Below are 16421 nucleotides of genomic sequence, written 5' to 3' on the forward strand. Positions count from 1 at the left end.
GCCCGCCGCCCCCCCCCCCCCCCCCCCCCCCCCCACCGCCCTCACCTCGGCCGGACACCCGGCCGAGGTGATGCCGTACCACCGATGGCGGGAGCGGATGCTCGCCGACCCGGCCGGGCCCTTCGCCCCGCTCGCCTTCTCCCTGCCCGAACACCCCCGCCCGCACCCGCGGTTCGACTGCTCCCGCACCTGGGCCGCCGCGGCCGGGGCGGGAGTGGGGTTCCCCCCGGCCGACGAGCGAATGCTGCGCAGACACCTGGACTTCCTCACCGGTGCCGGCGCGCTTTCCGGAAGTGGATGATCATGCCAATGTCCGAAGAATCCTCCGGTGTCCCGGCTCCGGTACTGGACCGGCTCGGCGCGGCCGGGTACCGGGCCATGATCGCCGGTGTCCGGCTCGGGGTGTTCACCGCACTGGAAGCGGGCCCGCTGTCCGCCGAGGAACTGGCCACCACGATCGGCGGCGACCCGGCCGGGGTACGCAGCCTGGTCGACGTCCTGGTGACCTTCGGCTACCTGCGGCACGGCGAGAACGGCGTCACGATCGCCGCGCATCCCGGCCCGGTGGACGCCGAGCTGTTCTGGCACGAGGTCCTGTTCGAGCACTGGGCCGACATCGAGGACACCATCCGTACCGGCACGCCCCGCCGAGGCTTCTACACCTGGCTGCGCGAGCGCCCCGCCTCCGGGGCCCGCCTGCGCCGGATGCTCGCCGGTGCCGCCGTGGACCTGGCCGACGACATCGCCGCCGCGCTGCCTCCCGCCGCGACCGTCCTCGACATCGGGGGCGGCCACGGCGACCACGCCGTCGAACTGTGCCGCCGCCGCCCGGAGATCCAGGTCACCGTCTTCGACCTGCCCGAGACGATCACGGCCCTGCGCGAGGACGCCCCGCCGGACCGGGTGACGGCGCAGGCGGGCGACTACCTCACCGACGACCTGGGCTCAGGGCACGACCTGGTACTGCTCTTCAACGTGCTGCACGGCCACCGCCCCGAGGAGTGCCGTGAACTGTTCCGGCGCGCGGCGAAATCGCTCTCCCCCACGGGAAGTATCGCCATCCTCGACCACGACCGGGAACCACCGGCCGGACTCGGCCCGGCCGCGGCCGGCTACCTCGGCATGTTCGACCTGACCCTGTGGCAGGGGCACGGCGGCGGCGTGCACCGCTACACCGACCTCGCGGCCTGGCTGGGCGAGGCCGGGCTCACCGAGACACGGGCCGTGCCGCTCTCCGCTTCCCCGCTGGAGAAGCTGCTGATCGCGAGCCGGCCGTCGTGACCGCCGACCCGTACCCGGGCTACGCCTGGCTGCGCGAGCACGACCCGGTCTGCCCCGTCGACGACCCGCACGTTCCGGGCCGGACGTGGCTGGTGACCCGGTACGACGACGTCCGCGCCTGCCTGGCGGACCGCCGCCTGGGCAACTGCGCCCCGGTCAACCCCGACCCGCACCCGCCCGGTCTGTCCAATCTGGACGATCCCGAACACGCCAGGCTGCGCCGGCTCATCGCCGCGGCGTTCACCCCCGCCGCCGTGTCCCGGATGCGGGATCGCATCACCCGGACCTGCGCGCACACCGTCGAGTCGTTCGCCGGGCGGGGGCACGCGGACCTCGTCGCCGAATACACCCGGGAGCTCCCGGTCGCCGTCGTACACGATCTGCTCGGCATCCCGGAAGCCGAGCGCGCGCCGGCCGCCGACGTGCTGGACATGTGGTACCGCGGGAAGTTCCAGCAGCCGCGTGACGAGGTGAGGCTGGCCGAGGTGTGGGACTACGTCCGGCGGCTGGCGGCCTACAAACGATCCCACCCGGGGGACGACCTGCCGACGCGGCTCATCGAGTCGGGCGCGCTGACGGGGGACGAGCTGGAGGTGATGGTCATGACGCTGATCGGCGCCGGTCACATCACCACGATCCAGTTGCTCGGTACCACCGTCCTGCGCCTGCTCGGCGACCCCGGTGGGCGAGCCGCCCTGCTCGGCGGTGACGTCGACTGGTCCCAGGCGGTCAACGAATTGCTGCGGCTGGACTCGCCGGATCACGTGGCGGAGTACCGGTACGCGGGCGAGGACATGACGATCGGGGACGCCCGCGTGGGAAAGGGCGACGTGGTACTGCTGTCGCTGGCGGCGGCGAACCGCGACCCGAACCGGTTCCCGGACCCCGACGCCCTCGACTTCACCCGTGACGCCCGCCCGCACCTGGCGCTCGGCCACGGCCCGCACGCCTGCCTGGGCAGCCATCTGGTGAAGCTGGAGACGGAGATCGCGATCACCACGTTGTTCGGCCGTCTGCCGGACCTGGCCCTGGACATCCCGAGCGGCGAGGTCGACTGGGGCTACGCCCCGACGTTCCGCGGCCCCCGGGCCCTCCCGGTCACCTTCACCCCCCGGGAGCCGATGACCGCGTGCCCGCCGGGGGAAGCGGCGGCCCGGGCGAACTCGCCCCGGTAGCGGGTCGCGTGAGGGGCAGTCAGGCGTCGAACCGAGCGGGCGCCGGGTGTGGATCCCGGTGTGCCTCCGCGCCGGCCTCGCGTCGGGACACCGTCGCGAGGCCGGCGGGGGAGAGGCCCGGGTCAGTGCCCCCGGTCGACGCCCGACAGTTCGTTGGTGCTCTTCGGCAGCGTCACCGAGGCGGTCTTGCGGCCGGACTCCAGGTCCACCGCGTGCACGGTGTTCCGGCCGGGCTCCGAGACGTACGCCGTGTTTCCACGGACGAACAGGGTGGGCCGGGGCTGCTGCCAGTCCAGCGGCTCCTGCCACGCGCCGACGACCGGGATCTTCCCGGTGACCTGGCCGGCCGCGGGGTCGATGACATGCAGGGCACCGTCGGTGCCCAGGACGAGGGCCTCGCCCCCCGGGCCGCGCCCCAGGGAGCGGAACGAGTAGCTCGTGCCCAGGTCCAGCAGGCGCAGCTTCGACGTCTCCGTGTCGATGAGGGACACCCGCGTGGGGCGCTCCCGCTCGGCGTCGGGGTCGGTCTTGTAGTCGCCCAGCAGGACCGGGGAGGCGTCGCTTCCGGCCTGGTTGCCGATCCGCCCGTACGCGTCGGGCGCCTGGATCTTGGTGAACCTGCCGTCCTTGTAGACCAGTACGCCGTCCTCGCAGCCCAGGGCCACGGCCTCGCCCCGGGCCATGGCCTCGCCGTGTACGCCGGGGCAGTTCTCGCCGCGGGCCAGTTCCTTGTCGTTCTCGTCCAGGACGAGCGCGCCCGTCCTCTTCTCCTCGGTGCCCAGGGTCGTCAGAAGCCGGCCGCCGCTCAGTTCGACGGCGACACCGTGGTGCGGTGCGGCGGAGGTGTAGGTGCGCCCCTCGGGCTTCTCGCCGCGGGCGAGCCCGGCCGGGTCGAAGACCCGGACCTCGCCGGTGCCGTCGGTGAAGAGCACGGTCCTGCCCGCGTGCCGGACGACGTGTCCGGGGTCGGCGCCCTCGTAGACGATGTCGGTGAGCGACGGCCGGGCGGCGTTCAGGACGCGGAAGCCCTGGGTGGTGGAGACCATGACATGGGTGTCGTCCCCGGCGGGGTTGACGCGGTTGAAGCCGGGCATTCCGATTGTTTCGGCAAGCTTCAGCGTTGTGCCGTCGAGGATGTAGAGCCCGCCGTCGAAGGTCGCGACCAGGGGATCGCCGACCTTCGCCCCCGTGGTGGGGGCCGTCCTGCCGGTGGCCGGCCCGGCGCCGGAGGACGTGGAGTTCCCGCCCCCGCACGCGGTCAGGGCCGTCGCCAGCGCGAGGGTGAGTGCCGTTCCCGAGAGGGCTCTTGTGCGGATGGATGTCTTCACTGGCGCGTTCTTCCTGATCGATGGGGAAAGTGAGCCGTACGGGCTCCCGCGGCCCGTCGGCGAAGGGTGGGCCCGCCGTCCGCGGGCCCCGAGGGCGGTCGGTGACGGCCTGCCCGCTCGGCACGGTCGGCGGTGTGGGGCCGCGTCCGGACGCGAGCCGCGTGCGGGCGCGGTTCAGCCCGCGGTCAGCCCGCCGGTCATGGCGGTGGTGTTGGCGCGCATCATCCGCAGGTAGGTGTCGGCGCCGCCGCCGGCGGCGGTGAGCGACTCCGAGTACAGCTCCACCACCCGGACCCGCCCTCCGAGTTCGCCGCGCAACACCTCGGCCAGGCGTTTGGGCTGGGAGGAGTCCGCGAACACGGTCCGTACTCCCGCCTTGTCCATCGCCAGGGCCAGCGAGCGGAGATCGGCGGAGCTGGGCGAGGCGAGGGTGGTGCCGCTGGGAACGACCGCGCCGATCACCCGGAATCCGAACCGGTCGGCGAGGTAGCCGAAGACATGATGGTTGGTCACCAGGGCGCGCCGGTGCTCGGGGATGGTGGCGAAGGACTTCTCCATCCACCGGGTGAGGTCGGTCAGACTCCGGTCGTAGCGCTCGGCGTTGGCCCGGATCGCGGCGGAGTCCACCCCGTCGACATGCTCGGTCACCCGGTCGGCGATGAGCCCGGTGGCTTCGCGTACCCGGTCCGGGTCGGTCCAGAAGTGGGGGTCGGGTTCGCCTTCGCCGTCCTCGGGGGCACCCGCGTCGTCCGCCCGGAAGGTGAGTGGCCCGACGGCCTCGCCGACGCCGAGGACGGGGACCCCGGCGGCCCGGGCGGCTTCCACGTGCCGCAGTACGTTCTCCTCGAGTCCCAGCCCGTTGAAGACGACGAGGTCGGCCCGCTCCAGTTCGGCGGCCTGCTTCGCCGACAGACCGAATGAGTGGGGGTCGGCATTGGGTTTCATCAGGACGGTGACCTCCGCCTCGCCGCCGACTATCTCGCGGGTGATGTCACCGAGGATGTTGGTGGTGACCACGATCCGGGGCTGGGCTCCCTGCGGGGCGCAGCCGGTGGTGAGCGCGGCGGCGCCGAAGGCGAGCAGCGCCGCCGCCGGTCCCGCCACGCGCCGGACGAGCCGGGCCGTCCTCATGGTGTGTGTCCTCGTCATCGTCCGGTCTCCGCCATCAGCTCCGGCTCGATGTCCAGGGCGAAAGCGCGTGCGACCCGGAGGCCGTCGTTGTAGTCGATCTCGAGCACCCGCCGTCCGCGCGGGTCGTTGACGTAGGCGCGGCTGCGGTCGACCTCGATCACCGGCGCCCGGTCCGCGGGGAGTCTCCCGGTCAGCAGCGCCTTGGTCCGGGCAACCCTCTTCCCGGTTCCGGTGTCCCAGCCGTGCAGCGTGCCGTCGGGTGCGAGCGCGAGCAGCGGGGAGCCCTCCCCGGCCGTGTTGACGGCGAGCACCGGTCCGGTCTCCACCCGTGTCCAGGTCCGTTCGGTGACGTCCAGGACCCAGACGGCCCCGCTCTCGGCGAGGGCGGTGAGCGTGTCGCCGCCGGGCCGGTACCGGAACTCCCCGGCTCGCTCCCGCTCGGGCACCGTCCCCTTGTACGGAATCCTTTCGACGGAGAAGGCGCCGTCCTTCTCCCGTACGAGCAGGGCGCCGTCCGCGCAGTTCAGCACCGCTCCGCGCCGGGTGACCGCGTCTCCCCCCGGCTCCCGGCACTCCGCGTCGGGAGCGGCGACCCGCTGGCCCTTCCGGTCGAGTACGGCCAGCCGCGCCGTTCCGCCCTCCCCGGTGAGCGTCACGAGATGCCCGGCGTACGGGACGACGGCCCCCCGGAACGTTCCCGGCAGCGCCCGCGGCGTCCCGAGCCGGCCCTTCTCCAGTCCGGGCCGGTCGTACAGGGCGGCCCGGCCGTTTCCGTCGGTCACCGCGGTCACGGCCGCGTCGCCGCGCACCCGGGTGTCCTCCCGTCCGGGGATCAGGCCGACGCCGCGGATGTCCGCGCGGTAGTGGTGGGCGTGGTCGCCGTGGTCGACCGTCCAGGACCCGCCGTCCAGCACACGGGTACCGCCGGGGCCGTGGAAGTAGCCGAACCGCCCGTCGGCTCCGATGCGTACGGTGTCCTTGACCGCGGCCGTCTCGGTCACCGCGCCGGTGACGAGATCGAGGACCCGGCTCCCGCCGCTGCCGGGGTCGTTGAGGAGCAGCCGGGGCTGCGGTTCGGCGGTTTCCTCCGCGCCCTCGACATAGCCGTGCGGTACGGGGGACTCCGCGCCCGCCGCCGGAGCGGGCTTGCCGCCGTCCGCCCGCTCGCCGTTCCGCGTACAGCCCGTGATGAGCAGCACGCCCGTCACCAGAGCGGCCGAGAGCTGTGCAGTGACGTTTCTTCGGAGGGTCACGGTATTCGCCTCAGACTTCCTTCAGGGTGCTTGTGCTCGATGGCGTCGTGGTGTCGGCGGAGGCGGCGGTGGCGCAGGGCGGAGCCCGCGTGGGAGAGGAAGAACAGGGCCACGGCGAGCGCCGAGACGGTCGCTCCTGCCGCGGTTTCCAGGTGCCAGGACAGCAGCAGCCCCGCGAAGGTGGCCGCCGCCCCGAGCAGGGCCGCGAGCGCCATCACCCCCCGCACGCCGCGCGCCCAGGGCAGTGCCGCCGCGGGCGGGGCGATGAGCAGGCCGAGTACCAGGAGCGTGCCGACGATATGGAACGAGGCGACGATCGCGAGCCCCAGCAGCCCGAGCAGGACGGCGTGGGCGAGCCGGGGCCGCAGGCCGAGGGTCCGCGCCTTGCGCGGGTCGAAGGCGAGGGCGAGGAACGCCCGGTGCCCGAGGGCCGTGACGGCCAGCGCCGCCACCAGCGCGACCGCCAGCAGGAGCAGGTCCCCCTCCCGTACGGCCAGGACGTCCCCGAACAGAAAGCCCGTCAGGTCGACCGCGAACGACTGCGACCGGGACACGATGATCACGCCGAGGGAGAGCATGCCGACGAACAGCAGCCCCACCCCGGTGTCCTGGGACAGCCGGGGAGCGCGTCCGAGGACGGTGACTCCGGCTGTCATGACGGCCGCACTCGCAACCGCCCCGACCAGCAGATTTCCGCCGAAGAGCGCGGCAATCGCGACCCCGGGCAGCAGTCCGTGGGACATGGCGTCCCCGAGGAAGGCCATCCCCCGCAGCACCACCCACGTCCCGGCCGGCGCGCAGATCGCGGAGACCAGGATTCCGCCCCATAGGGCGCGTTGCACAAAGGCCGCCTCGAACGGGGCCGTCAGCCACTCCATGGCGAGACAGTACAATGAAAATCATGTTCAATAAACCCTCCGGATCCGCGCACCACCGGGACGACGCCCCGCGCGTCCGTCTGACGGGGCTGTCCGCCGGATATCCCGGCCGCCCCGTCCTCCGCCAACTCACCGCCTCGATGGTGGAGTCGGCCGTCACCGCCCTCGTGGGGCCGAACGGCAGCGGGAAGTCCACCCTGCTCGGAGTGGTGGCCGGTGTGATCCGCCCGACAGCGGGGGAGCTGCACTTCGGCGAGGGGCCGCCGCCCGCTTTCGTCCCGCAGCGGGGAGCCGTCGGGGACCGTCTGCCGCTGACCGTGCGGCAGACCGTGGAGATGGGACGCTGGGGCGTACGCGGGCCATGGCGGCGGCTGACCCGCGAAGACCGTGCCGCGGTGGAGGGCGCCCTCGACCGCCTCGGCGTCGGCGACCTCGCCCACCGTCAGCTCGGCGAGCTGTCCGGCGGTCAGCGCCAGCGCGTGCTGATCGCCCAGGGGCTGGCCCAGGAGTCCGACCTGCTCCTCCTCGACGAGCCGACCACCGGACTCGACCCACGGGCCCGGCGGGTGATCCAAACGCTGCTCGACGGCCTCGCCGCCGACGGCGTGACGATCGTCCAGGCCACCCACGACCTGGACGCGGCCCGCTCGGCCGACGCCTGCCTCCTGCTCCGCGACGGACGGCTCGCCGCCCAGGGCGACCCCGGCGAAGTCCTCACCACCTCGGCGCTCGCCGAACTCTGGCAGCCCCTCTGACACGGGCGGCAGGGGAGGGGGAACGAGGGGCGGCCGGGGCCGTGAACCCCGGTCCGGGCGCGGCGGCGGGAGATCCGGCACCGCCTGCGTGCCACCGGCACACCGCTCATGGAACCGGGGGAGCGTCCAGCGGACCGACGCGCCCGCGTCCACCGCCGTCGTCGAGCTGATAAGGCGCCGCGACGCGGGTCGCGGACCCGGACCCGCGTCCGGCTCGCGGTCGGTGACCACATCCCGGAACCGGGCCGCCTCGGGGGCCGGACCGGGCTACGCGGCCCGGGGCGCGGCGGACATCCGGTCCTCGCCGGCCGAACCGGACGCGGACGCCCGGCCGTGGTTACGGAACGCGGGTGGTCCACTCCTCATGGCCGAACTTCGTCCGGACCAGTTCCTCGGCCCGGGCCAGCTCCTCGTCCGTCACCTCGCCCGCCGTCAGGCCGTATCGCGCGCGGAACGATTCGATCATCCGGTCGATCACCGTCTCGCGCGGCAGGCCGGTCTGCCGCCGCAGCGGGTCCACCCGCTTCTTCGCGCTCCTGGTGCCCTTGTCGGAGAGCTTCTCCCGCCCGATCCGCAGCACTTCGGTCATCTTGTCGGCGTCGATGTCGTACGCCATCGTCACATGGTGCAGCACCGCGCCGGGCCCGCCGCCCGGGCCGACCATCCGCTTCTGCGCGGCCCCCGCCACCTTGCCGATCTCCGTCGCGATGTCGTTCAGCGGCTGGTACCAGGCCCGGATGCCCATATCCCCGAGCGCGCCGAGCACCCAGTCGTCGAGATAGGCGTACGAATCGGCGAACGACAGGCCCGAGACCAGCGAATCCGGGACCGAGAGGGAGTACGTGATCGTGCTCTGCGGCTCCGCGAACATGGCGCCGCCGCCGGAGATCCGCCGGACCACCGTCACCCCGTGCCGGGCCGCGCCCTCGGGGTCGACCTCGTTGCGCAGCGACTGGAAACTGCCGATGATCACCGCCGGGGCGTCCCACTGCCACACCCGCAGCGTCGGCGGGCGGCGCCCGGCCGCCACCTCGGCCGTGATCACCTCGTCCAGCGCCATGTGCAGCGCCGGGGACTGCGGCGGCTCGTGGATCAGCTGCCAGTCGTAGTCCCGCCAGTCCGTGGCCTGCGCCAGCGCCCGGCGTACCGCGATCGCCACCGACTCCGCCGTGAACCCGAAGAGCACCGCCGACGGGGGCAGCGCCGCGTCGATCCGGGCCGTCAGACCCGGCGTGTCGGTATCCGCCGGGGCGCCCTCCAGGGCCGTGTCGATCCGCTCGATGGCGTCGTCCGGCTCCAGGAAGAAGTCACCACTGACCCGGACGTCCTTCAGCAGCCCGGCCTCGACCGCGAGATCGACCACCACCAGCTTGCCGCCGGGGACCTTGTACTCTCCGTGCACCGTACGCCTCCACCGCTCCCGCGCCGGACCCGGACGGAATCCGGACCGGGCCTTGCCATCGGGATCAACGGTCTCCCGGAGAGCCTTGTTCCCGCGAGCGGTGGACGCGTCCGGCGGTACGGCTCAGGTGTTGACCGCCTTCGCGATCCACGCCGCCGCCTCGGCCGGCGTGAGCCGGGTGGTGTCGACGACCTCGGCATCGGCGTGCAGCCAGGTACGGGCCGCCTCCGCGTACGGATCCAGATACTCCATCCGGAACGGGGAGGGGCCGAGGACCTGGTCCCCCTCGATCCGGCCGCGCAGCGTCTCCCGGTCGGCGTGGAGCACGAAATGCCGGACCGGGACGCCGTACCCGGCCAGGCCCGTACTGATCTCCCGCCAGTACTCCTCGACCAGGACGGTCATCGGCATCACCAGCGTGCCGCCGGTGTAGTCGAGCACCCGGCGGGCGGTCTCCACCACGAGCGGCCGCCACGGCGGCCAGTGCTGGAAATTGTCCAGCCAGGGCAGCCCCGGCTGAATGTCCATCAAGGTCTCGCCGACCTTCTCGGCGTCGAGAATCCGGGAGTCCGGGATCAGCGGCTGGAGAAGGGCCGCGGTCGTCGTCTTGCCCGCACCGTGCGTTCCGTTGAGCCATACGATCATGCGCCCCGACCCTAAGGCCGGGCCGCACGGCACCGGGCGCGGACCCCGCCGCCCCGGTGGCCCTGTGGCGAACATGTGACCCATTCGCGGCGAAGTCCGGACGTCGGACCGCCGATCGCGTGCGTGGCGTCTGCACGGACGTGCTTAGCTGGAGATATGATCGATCACTTTCTCAGCGGAGACCTGTCCGACGTCGAGGAGGCGGTCCGCAAGGCCGCGGCCGCCGAGATCATGCCGAGGTTCCGGCAGCTGGCCGCCGACGAGGTCGTCCAGAAGAGCGGCCCCCACGACCTGGTCACCACCGCCGACCGGCTGGCCGAAGAGCACCTCACCGCGGCCCTGACCCGGCTGCTGCCCGGCTCCGTGGTCGTCGGCGAGGAGGCCGTACACGCCGATCCGGCCGTCTACGAAGCCGTCAACGGCGACGCGCCCGTCTGGATCGTCGACCCCGTCGACGGCACCCGCCAGTTCGTCCGCGGCGAGGAGGGCTTCTGCACCCTCGTGGCTCTGGCGCACCGGCGCGAGCTGCTGGCCTCGTGGACGTACGCCCCTGCCCTCGACATCCTGGCCACCGCGACCCGGGGCGGCGGCGCACGGCTCGACGGCACGCCCCTGCGCGCCGGGGCGCCCGGACCCGACGCGGTCCTCGACATCGCCATGTCCCACCCCGACTACACCACCGACGCGCAGAAGCACGCCCTCCTCGGCCTGAACGTGCCCGGCTTCCGCCCCCGCCCCTGCGGCTCCGCCGGTCTGGAGTACCTCGCCATCGCCCGGGGCGCGCTGGACGCGGTCGCCTTCTCCTGGGAAGCGGCCTGGGACCACGCGGCGGGCCTGCTGATGGTCACCGAGGCGGGCGGGGCGCATCTGACGCTCGACGGCGAACCGTTCCGGATCGGCGGCGGCAACGCGCTCCCCTTCACGGCGGCCCGCGACGCCGCGACGGCCCGCCGCGTCCACGAGGCGCTGCGCGCGTAGCGCGCGGCGCTCGGGGAAGGTTCTGCCCGGTGCTGTCGTGCGCCGACCGCGCCCCGGCGATGGGTTGCTCGCGCGGTTCCGCCCCCTATGCCTTCGGCATGGGGGACCCCCAGGCTCCTTCCGATCGCCCTCGGAAAGAGGCGGGTCCCTCTTCGCGGGGTGGGTGCCCCTCTCAGGGGCGACGCCGGGAAGAGCATTGAGGGGCGCGGGGAACCGCGCGACCGGCGACGACGGTGGTGTGGGCCGCGAACAACATCAGGTCGCCGGGCGCGGCCCGGGTCTTTCGGCGATGCGGTGGAGGGCCGGGGCGCCGGGGGTCCCCCCATTGCCGAAGGCATAGGGGGCGGAACCGCGCGAACGGCCACGACGGCGCCTCGGTCGGCACACGACAGCACAGGGCAGGACCTCCTCCGCCCCGGGCAAGCGGCGGCTCCGGCGGGGGCCCGCGCCGCTGCCCGTACCGCTCGCGGAATATCCTGGACAGCGCTGGCCGTCGGCTGACGAATGGAGTCCGAAGGTGCCGTCGATGCTCGATACCGTCGTCGTGGGCGCGGGCCCCAACGGCCTCACCGCCGCCGCCGAACTCGCCCGCCGAGGTTTCTCCGTCGCCGTGTTCGAGGCCCGGGACACCATCGGCGGCGGTGCCAGGACCGAGGAGTCGACACTCCCCGGCTTCCGGCACGACCCGTGTTCCGCCGTCCACCCCCTCGGGATCGGCTCGCCCGCCTTCTCGGCGCTGCCGCTGGCCCGCTACGGGCTGGAGTGGCTGCACCCCGAGCTGCCGCTGGCCCACCCCTTCCCGGACGGCACCGCCGCCGTGCTCACCCGGTCCGTGGGGGAGAGCGCGATGTCCCTGGGCCCCAGGGACGCGGGCGCGTACCGGCGGCTCGTCGAGCCCTACTCGGGCCGCTGGGACGATCTCGCCGCCGACTTCCTGCGCACCCCGTGGGAGGGGCTGCCCCGCGACCCGTACCGCTTCGCCCGGTTCGGACTCTCGGCGCTGCGGCCCGCGACCTGGACGATGCGCCGGTTCGAGGGCGACAAGGCGCGCGGGCTGCTCGCGGGGCTCGCCGCGCACGCGATCGCCTCGACGTCCGGCGTCGCCACCACCGGGATCGCCCTGATGTTCGCGCTCGCCGCGCACGAACGCGGCTGGCCCCTGCCGCGCGGCGGCTCACAGGCGATCTCCGACGCCCTCGCCGGGTACATCCGCGATCTCGGCGGCACGATCCACACCGGCGTCGAGGTCAAACGGCTGGACGAGCTGCCGCCCGCGCGGTCGTACGTCTTCGACACCTCGCCGACCGCTCTGGCCAGGATCGCCGGGCTGGGGAGCGCGTACGACCGCTACCGCTACGGCGCCTCCGTCTTCAAGATCGACTACGCGCTGTCGGGGCCGGTGCCGTGGACCGCGAAGGAGGCACGGACCGCCGGTACGGTCCATATCGGCCCGACCGCCGGGGAGATCGAGGCCGCGCTCCAGGCCGCCGTCACCGGCCGCGACCCGAAGACCCCGTTCCTGATCACCTCCCAGCCCACCCTGGTCGACCCGTCCCGCGCTCCCGAGGGCAAGCATGTCTTCTGGGCGTACGGACACGTCCCGGCCCGCTGGGAAGGCGACGCCACCGAGGCCGTCGAGCGCCAGATCGAACGGTTCGCCCCCGGGTTCCGGGACCTCGTCCTCGCCCGGGCCGTCGCCGGACCGCCCCAGCTCGCCGCGCACAACGCCAATTACGTCGGCGGTGACATCGCCTGCGGCGCCTTCGCCGGACTCCAGACCGTCATCCGTCCCAAACTGGCCCGCGTCCCGTACGCCACCGCCCACCCGGCGGTCTTCCTCTGTTCGTCCGCGACCCCGCCGGGCCCCGGCGTCCACGGGATGTCCGGCCACTGGGCCGCGAAGGCGGTCTGGCGGCGGCTGCGGAGCACGGCGGGCGCGGCCGGCTGACGCCATGGGCCGCCCGGACGCCCCGTGTGCCGCCGTACGACCCCTGTGCGGGCCCGCCCGGCCCCGGGTGGGGGCCGAACTGCCGGTCTCCGGTGGGATGATGACGCCATGAGCCAGCAATCCGCCATCGTCCTCGTGCGCGGTGACATCACCGAGCAGCACGCCGACGTCATCGTCAACCCCGCGAACACCTCGCTCCTCGGCGGCGGCGGTGTGGACGGGGCGATCCACCGGGCGGGCGGCCCCGAGATCCTGGCGGCCTGCCGAGCCCTGCGGGCCTCCCACTACGGCAAGGGCCTGAAGACCGGGCAGGCCGTGGCGACGACCGCGGGGCGGCTGACGGCGGACCATGTGATCCACACCCCCGGGCCCGTCTGGTCCCGGGAGCACGACCGGGGCGGGCTGCTCGCCTCCTGCTACCGGGAGTCACTGCGGCTGGCGGCCGAGCTGGGCGCGAAGACGGTCGCCTTCCCCGCGATCTCCACGGGCATCTACGGCTGGCCGATGGACGACGCGGCGCGGATCGCGGTCCACACGGTCCGCGAATCGGCGCACCCGCCGGTGACGGAGGTCCGCTTCGTGCTCTTCGACGAGTACGCGTACGAGGAGTTCCTCTCGGTCCTCGCGGCGACGACGATCTGACCCTCCGGGCGGGGTACGCCGCTGAAGGGCCCTCCTGGTGTGGCCCGAACCCCGAACGGGGACGGTCCCGCCGGGTGCGGTCGTGTGCCGACCGCGGCGCCGTCGTGGCCGTTCGCGCGGTTCCGCCCCCTATGCCTTCGGCGATGGGGGGACCCCCAGCGCCTTGGGCCTCCGGGTGGGGTACGGGGACCGTCCTGCCGGGTGCTGTCGTGTGCCGACCGCGGCGCCGTCGTGGCCGTTCGCGCGGTTCCCCGCGCCCCTAAAAGCAAGGCCCGCCTCTTGGCGAAGTCGATGAGAAGGGCAACCAGGGGCGCGGGGAACCGCGCGACAAGCCACCCACGGTCCGCAGACCGCGAAAATGAATCAGCCGCCGGGCGCGGCCCGGGTGGCGCGGCGCCCGGTGGGCCGGGCACTGGCCCCCCATTGCCCGCGCGACCCCCATGTCGGATTCTCGCCAGCCCGAGGCGCCCCCGTGGGGGATCCTGGGACGTATGCACACCGACATCGAGCGGTGCGTACGCGCCGTGCAGTCGAAGGACGCCCGCTTCGACGGCTGGTTCTTCACCGCCGTTCTGACCACCAGGATCTACTGCCGCCCCAGCTGCCCGGTCGTTCCGCCCAAGCCGGAGAACATGACGTTCTACCCCAGCGCCGCCGCCTGCCAGCAGGCCGGGTTCCGGGCGTGCAAGCGGTGCCGTCCCGACACCAGCCCCGGGTCCCCGGAGTGGAACGCGCGGGCCGACACCGTGGCCCGGGCGATGCGGCTGATCCGGGACGGGGTCGTCGACCGCGACGGCGTACCGGGGCTCGCGGCCCGGCTCGGGTACTCCACCCGGCAGATCGAACGGCAGCTCAGCGCCGAGCTGGGCGCCGGACCCCTGGCCCTCGCCCGGGCCCAGCGGGCCCAGACCGCCCGGGTACTGATCGAGACCACCGGGCTGCCGATGGCGGAGATCGCCTTCGCCGCCGGATTCTCCTCGATCCGTACCTTCAACGGCACCGTCCGCGAGGTCTTCGCCCTCGCCCCGGGGGAGCTGCGGGCCCGGGCCGCCCGCCGCCCCGGCGGTGCGAACGGCGCGAGCGGCACGAACGGCGCCGGACCCGGCACCCCCGGGGCGATCACCCTCCGGCTGCCGTTCCGCGCGCCCCTCAACCCCGACAACCTGTTCGGACATCTCGCGGCCACCGCCGTCCCCGGGGTCGAGGAGTGGCGCGACGGCGCGTACCGGCGCACCCTCCGCCTCCCGTACGGCACCGGAATCGTCGCCCTCGCCCCCCGCCCGGACCACATCGCCTGCCGGCTTCTGCTCACCGACACCCGCGATCTGACCATCGCGATCAGCCGCTGCCGCTGGCTTCTCGACCTCGACGCCGACCCGGTCGCCGTCGACGAGCAGCTCGCTACGGACCCCCTGCTGCGGCCCCTGGTGGCGAAGGCTCCCGGGCGGCGGGTGCCCAGGACGGTGGACGCGGCCGAGTTCGCCGTCCGCGCGGTTCTCGGCCAGCAGGTGTCGACCGCCGCCGCCCGTACCCACGCGGCCCGGCTGGTCACCGCCCACGGCGACCCCGTGGACGACCCGGAGGGCGGCCTCACCCATCTCTTCCCCACCTCGGAGGCCCTCGCCGGGCTCGACCCCGAGGCCCTCGCCCTGCCCCGGAGCAGACGGACCACCCTGACCACCCTCGTCACCGCCCTCGCCGACGGGCGGCTCGCCCTCGGCGTGGACAGCGACTGGGACGAGGCCAGGGCCGGACTGTCCGCGCTCCCCGGATTCGGTCCCTGGACCGTCGAGGTGATCGCCATGCGCGCCCTCGGCGACCCCGACGCCTTCCTCCCCACCGACCTCGGCACGCGCCGGGCCGCCGCGGGCCTCGGCCTGCCCGCCACCCCGGCCGCGCTCACCGCCCACGCCGCCGCCTGGCGGCCCTGGCGCGCCTACGCCGTCCAGTACCTGTGGGCGACCGACGACCATCCCATCAACCACCTCCCGACCGACGAGAAGGCCCCCGCATGACCCGCGAGACCCGCGCCACCGGCACGCCCCCGAAGACCGGCACGACCGGAACCGACCGACAGCACATGGTGATGGACAGCCCGTACGGGCCCCTCACCCTCGTGGCCACCGGTGGTGTCCTCAGCGGCGTGTACATGTCCGAGCAGCGCCACCGCCCCGCCGAGGAGACCTTCGGCGAGCCCGCCACGGAGCCCTTCACGGACACCGTCCGCCAGCTCGACGCCTACTTCGCCGGTGAACTGACGGTGTTCGATCTGCCGCTGCGGCTGCGCGGCACCGACTTCCAGCGCCGCGTCTGGGAGCGGCTGCTGACCATCCCTTACGGCGAGACCCGCACCTACGGCGAACTCGCCGACGAGCTGGGCAACCCCAACGCCTCCCGCGCGGTCGGACTCGCCAACGGCAAGAACCCGATCAGCATCATCGTCCCCTGCCACCGGGTGATCGGCTCCACCGGCAATCTCATCGGCTACGGCGGCGGACTCGACCGCAAACAGCGGCTGCTCGCCTTCGAATCGGGCCGCACGGACACCCCGGAGGCGCTTTTCTAGGCCGGGGGAGTCGCCGGGGCCGCCTTTCGCACCCGGCGGGCGCGCAGCACCCGCACCGTACGGGTCAGGCCCCAACCGCCCAGCCAGGGCAGCACGGTGATCACACCGACGTACCCGGCGAGGTACGAGACCACGGTGTCCCACACGCCGGGACGGCCCCACTCCACGGACCGCGCCAGCACGTGAAACGGCGCGGCCACCGCGACCAGCGCCGGGACGGCCGCCCACAACAGGGGCCGGCGCCCCGGACGGTGTGCGTACCAGGCGCCCGCGGCGGCCATCAGAAACGGGCCGAGGAACAGCCACAGCACCATCACGGCGAACGGCGCGAGCCACCAGTCGTCCCCGGACAGATACATCCCGCGCCCCTCCGCCCGCCGAACCCCCGGCCACCGGGAACGACGCCCTCCGGCCGGTGCCGGTTCCCGGGTGTCCGATC

16 protein-coding genes are annotated in these 16421 nt (G+C 73.7%); 9 read left to right on the forward strand and 7 right to left on the reverse strand.

Annotated features, from left to right (window positions below):
- Nucleotides 1-70: 70 nt before the first annotated feature.
- From ABZ714_RS30170 to ABZ714_RS30180, 3 genes are read left to right on the forward strand one after another with little or no spacing between them, the layout of a single operon-like run.
- Nucleotides 71-301, forward strand: coding sequence for a hypothetical protein (locus tag ABZ714_RS30170; protein ID WP_358828535.1), 231 nt, complete (start codon nucleotides 71-73; stop codon nucleotides 299-301).
- A gap of 8 nt (nucleotides 302-309) precedes the next feature.
- Nucleotides 310-1281, forward strand: a complete 972-nt coding sequence (locus ABZ714_RS30175; RefSeq protein WP_358828536.1) for a methyltransferase — start codon at nucleotides 310-312, stop codon at nucleotides 1279-1281.
- On the forward strand, nucleotides 1278-2456 hold the full coding sequence (locus ABZ714_RS30180) for a cytochrome P450 (RefSeq protein WP_358828537.1): 1179 nt from the start codon (nucleotides 1278-1280) through the stop codon (nucleotides 2454-2456). Before ABZ714_RS30175 ends, ABZ714_RS30180 begins: the two co-directional genes overlap by 4 nt.
- Before the next feature lie 122 nt (nucleotides 2457-2578).
- Here the strand turns inward: ABZ714_RS30180 and aztD are convergent, their stop codons facing one another.
- The 4 genes from aztD to aztB form a co-directional block, all read right to left on the reverse strand.
- Complete coding sequence (aztD, locus tag ABZ714_RS30185) at nucleotides 2579-3784, reverse strand: zinc metallochaperone AztD (protein WP_358828538.1); 1206 nt, start codon at nucleotides 3782-3784, stop codon at nucleotides 2579-2581.
- Nucleotides 3785-3958: 174 nt separating this feature from the next.
- The gene (gene aztC / locus ABZ714_RS30190; RefSeq protein WP_358828539.1) at nucleotides 3959-4933 is read right to left on the reverse strand and encodes a zinc ABC transporter substrate-binding protein AztC; all 975 of its coding nucleotides are present in this window, start codon (nucleotides 4931-4933) and stop codon (nucleotides 3959-3961) included.
- Complete coding sequence (locus ABZ714_RS30195; RefSeq protein ID WP_358828540.1) at nucleotides 4930-6168, reverse strand: hypothetical protein; 1239 nt, start codon at nucleotides 6166-6168, stop codon at nucleotides 4930-4932. Before ABZ714_RS30195 ends, aztC begins: the two co-directional genes overlap by 4 nt.
- Nucleotides 6165-7046 carry a zinc ABC transporter permease AztB gene (gene aztB / locus ABZ714_RS30200; RefSeq protein WP_358828541.1) on the reverse strand — a complete coding sequence of 294 codons (882 nt, stop codon included), beginning with the start codon at nucleotides 7044-7046 and terminating at the stop codon, nucleotides 6165-6167. The genes ABZ714_RS30195 and aztB overlap by 4 nt, the downstream gene beginning before the upstream one ends.
- Nucleotides 7047-7060: 14 nt before the next feature.
- Here aztB and aztA point away from each other — a divergent pair, with 14 nt between their 5' ends.
- The gene (gene aztA, locus ABZ714_RS30205; RefSeq protein ID WP_358828542.1) at nucleotides 7061-7801 is read left to right on the forward strand and encodes a zinc ABC transporter ATP-binding protein AztA; all 741 of its coding nucleotides are present in this window, start codon (nucleotides 7061-7063) and stop codon (nucleotides 7799-7801) included.
- Between the two features lie 337 nt (nucleotides 7802-8138).
- On the opposite strand, the gene ABZ714_RS30210 is transcribed toward aztA, so the two are convergent.
- Together ABZ714_RS30210 and ABZ714_RS30215 are read right to left on the reverse strand one after the other, a co-directional pair.
- A complete protein-coding gene (locus tag ABZ714_RS30210; protein WP_358828543.1) occupies nucleotides 8139-9203 on the reverse strand; it encodes a lipoate--protein ligase family protein in 1065 nt (354 codons plus the stop codon).
- Nucleotides 9204-9326: 123 nt separating this feature from the next.
- Nucleotides 9327-9848 carry an AAA family ATPase gene (locus ABZ714_RS30215; protein ID WP_358828544.1) on the reverse strand — a complete coding sequence of 174 codons (522 nt, stop codon included), beginning with the start codon at nucleotides 9846-9848 and terminating at the stop codon, nucleotides 9327-9329.
- Nucleotides 9849-10004: 156 nt separating this feature from the next.
- On the opposite strand from ABZ714_RS30215, the gene ABZ714_RS30220 reads away from it, so the two are divergent.
- The 5 genes from ABZ714_RS30220 (at nucleotide 10005) to ABZ714_RS30240 (ending at nucleotide 15982) form a co-directional block, all read left to right on the forward strand.
- Nucleotides 10005-10826, forward strand: coding sequence for an inositol monophosphatase family protein (locus ABZ714_RS30220; protein ID WP_358828545.1), 822 nt, complete (start codon nucleotides 10005-10007; stop codon nucleotides 10824-10826).
- A gap of 526 nt (nucleotides 10827-11352) precedes the next feature.
- Nucleotides 11353-12774 (forward strand): NAD(P)/FAD-dependent oxidoreductase, encoded by a 1422-nt coding sequence (locus tag ABZ714_RS30225; protein WP_358828546.1) that lies wholly within the window; start codon nucleotides 11353-11355, stop codon nucleotides 12772-12774.
- Between the two features lie 108 nt (nucleotides 12775-12882).
- A complete protein-coding gene (locus ABZ714_RS30230) occupies nucleotides 12883-13416 on the forward strand; it encodes an O-acetyl-ADP-ribose deacetylase (RefSeq protein WP_358828547.1) in 534 nt (177 codons plus the stop codon).
- A 491-nt stretch (nucleotides 13417-13907) separates the two neighbouring features.
- Entirely contained in the window at nucleotides 13908-15431 is a 1524-nt protein-coding gene (locus tag ABZ714_RS30235) for an AlkA N-terminal domain-containing protein (protein WP_358828548.1), read from the forward strand.
- Nucleotides 15428-15982, forward strand: a complete 555-nt coding sequence (locus tag ABZ714_RS30240; protein ID WP_358828549.1) for a methylated-DNA--[protein]-cysteine S-methyltransferase — start codon at nucleotides 15428-15430, stop codon at nucleotides 15980-15982. The genes ABZ714_RS30235 and ABZ714_RS30240 overlap by 4 nt, the downstream gene beginning before the upstream one ends.
- Here the strand turns inward: ABZ714_RS30240 and ABZ714_RS30245 are convergent.
- A complete protein-coding gene (locus ABZ714_RS30245) occupies nucleotides 15979-16341 on the reverse strand; it encodes a hypothetical protein (RefSeq protein ID WP_358828550.1) in 363 nt (120 codons plus the stop codon). The two genes, ABZ714_RS30240 and ABZ714_RS30245, sit on opposite strands and share 4 nt — an antisense overlap.
- Nucleotides 16342-16421 lie beyond the last annotated feature (80 nt).

Source organism: Streptomyces sp. NPDC006798 (assembly GCF_040635975.1).
Lineage (GTDB): Bacteria > Actinomycetota > Actinomycetes > Streptomycetales > Streptomycetaceae > Streptomyces.

Coding starts and splice junctions, on each gene's coding strand:
- aztB (WP_358828541.1), bottom strand. CDS start 7,046: ATGGAGTGGCTGACGGCCCCGTTCGAGGCGGCCTTTGTGCAACGCGCC.
- aztC (WP_358828539.1), bottom strand. CDS start 4,933: ATGACGAGGACACACACCATGAGGACGGCCCGGCTCGTCCGGCGCGTG.
- ABZ714_RS30230 (WP_358828547.1), top strand. CDS start 12,883: ATGAGCCAGCAATCCGCCATCGTCCTCGTGCGCGGTGACATCACCGAG.
- ABZ714_RS30175 (WP_358828536.1), top strand. CDS start 310: ATGTCCGAAGAATCCTCCGGTGTCCCGGCTCCGGTACTGGACCGGCTC.
- ABZ714_RS30235 (WP_358828548.1), top strand. CDS start 13,908: ATGCACACCGACATCGAGCGGTGCGTACGCGCCGTGCAGTCGAAGGAC.
- ABZ714_RS30245 (WP_358828550.1), bottom strand. CDS start 16,341: ATGTATCTGTCCGGGGACGACTGGTGGCTCGCGCCGTTCGCCGTGATG.
- aztA (WP_358828542.1), top strand. CDS start 7,061: ATGAAAATCATGTTCAATAAACCCTCCGGATCCGCGCACCACCGGGAC.
- ABZ714_RS30225 (WP_358828546.1), top strand. CDS start 11,353: ATGCTCGATACCGTCGTCGTGGGCGCGGGCCCCAACGGCCTCACCGCC.
- ABZ714_RS30215 (WP_358828544.1), bottom strand. CDS start 9,848: ATGATCGTATGGCTCAACGGAACGCACGGTGCGGGCAAGACGACGACC.
- ABZ714_RS30170 (WP_358828535.1), top strand. CDS start 71: ATGCCGTACCACCGATGGCGGGAGCGGATGCTCGCCGACCCGGCCGGG.
- ABZ714_RS30220 (WP_358828545.1), top strand. CDS start 10,005: ATGATCGATCACTTTCTCAGCGGAGACCTGTCCGACGTCGAGGAGGCG.
- ABZ714_RS30240 (WP_358828549.1), top strand. CDS start 15,428: ATGACCCGCGAGACCCGCGCCACCGGCACGCCCCCGAAGACCGGCACG.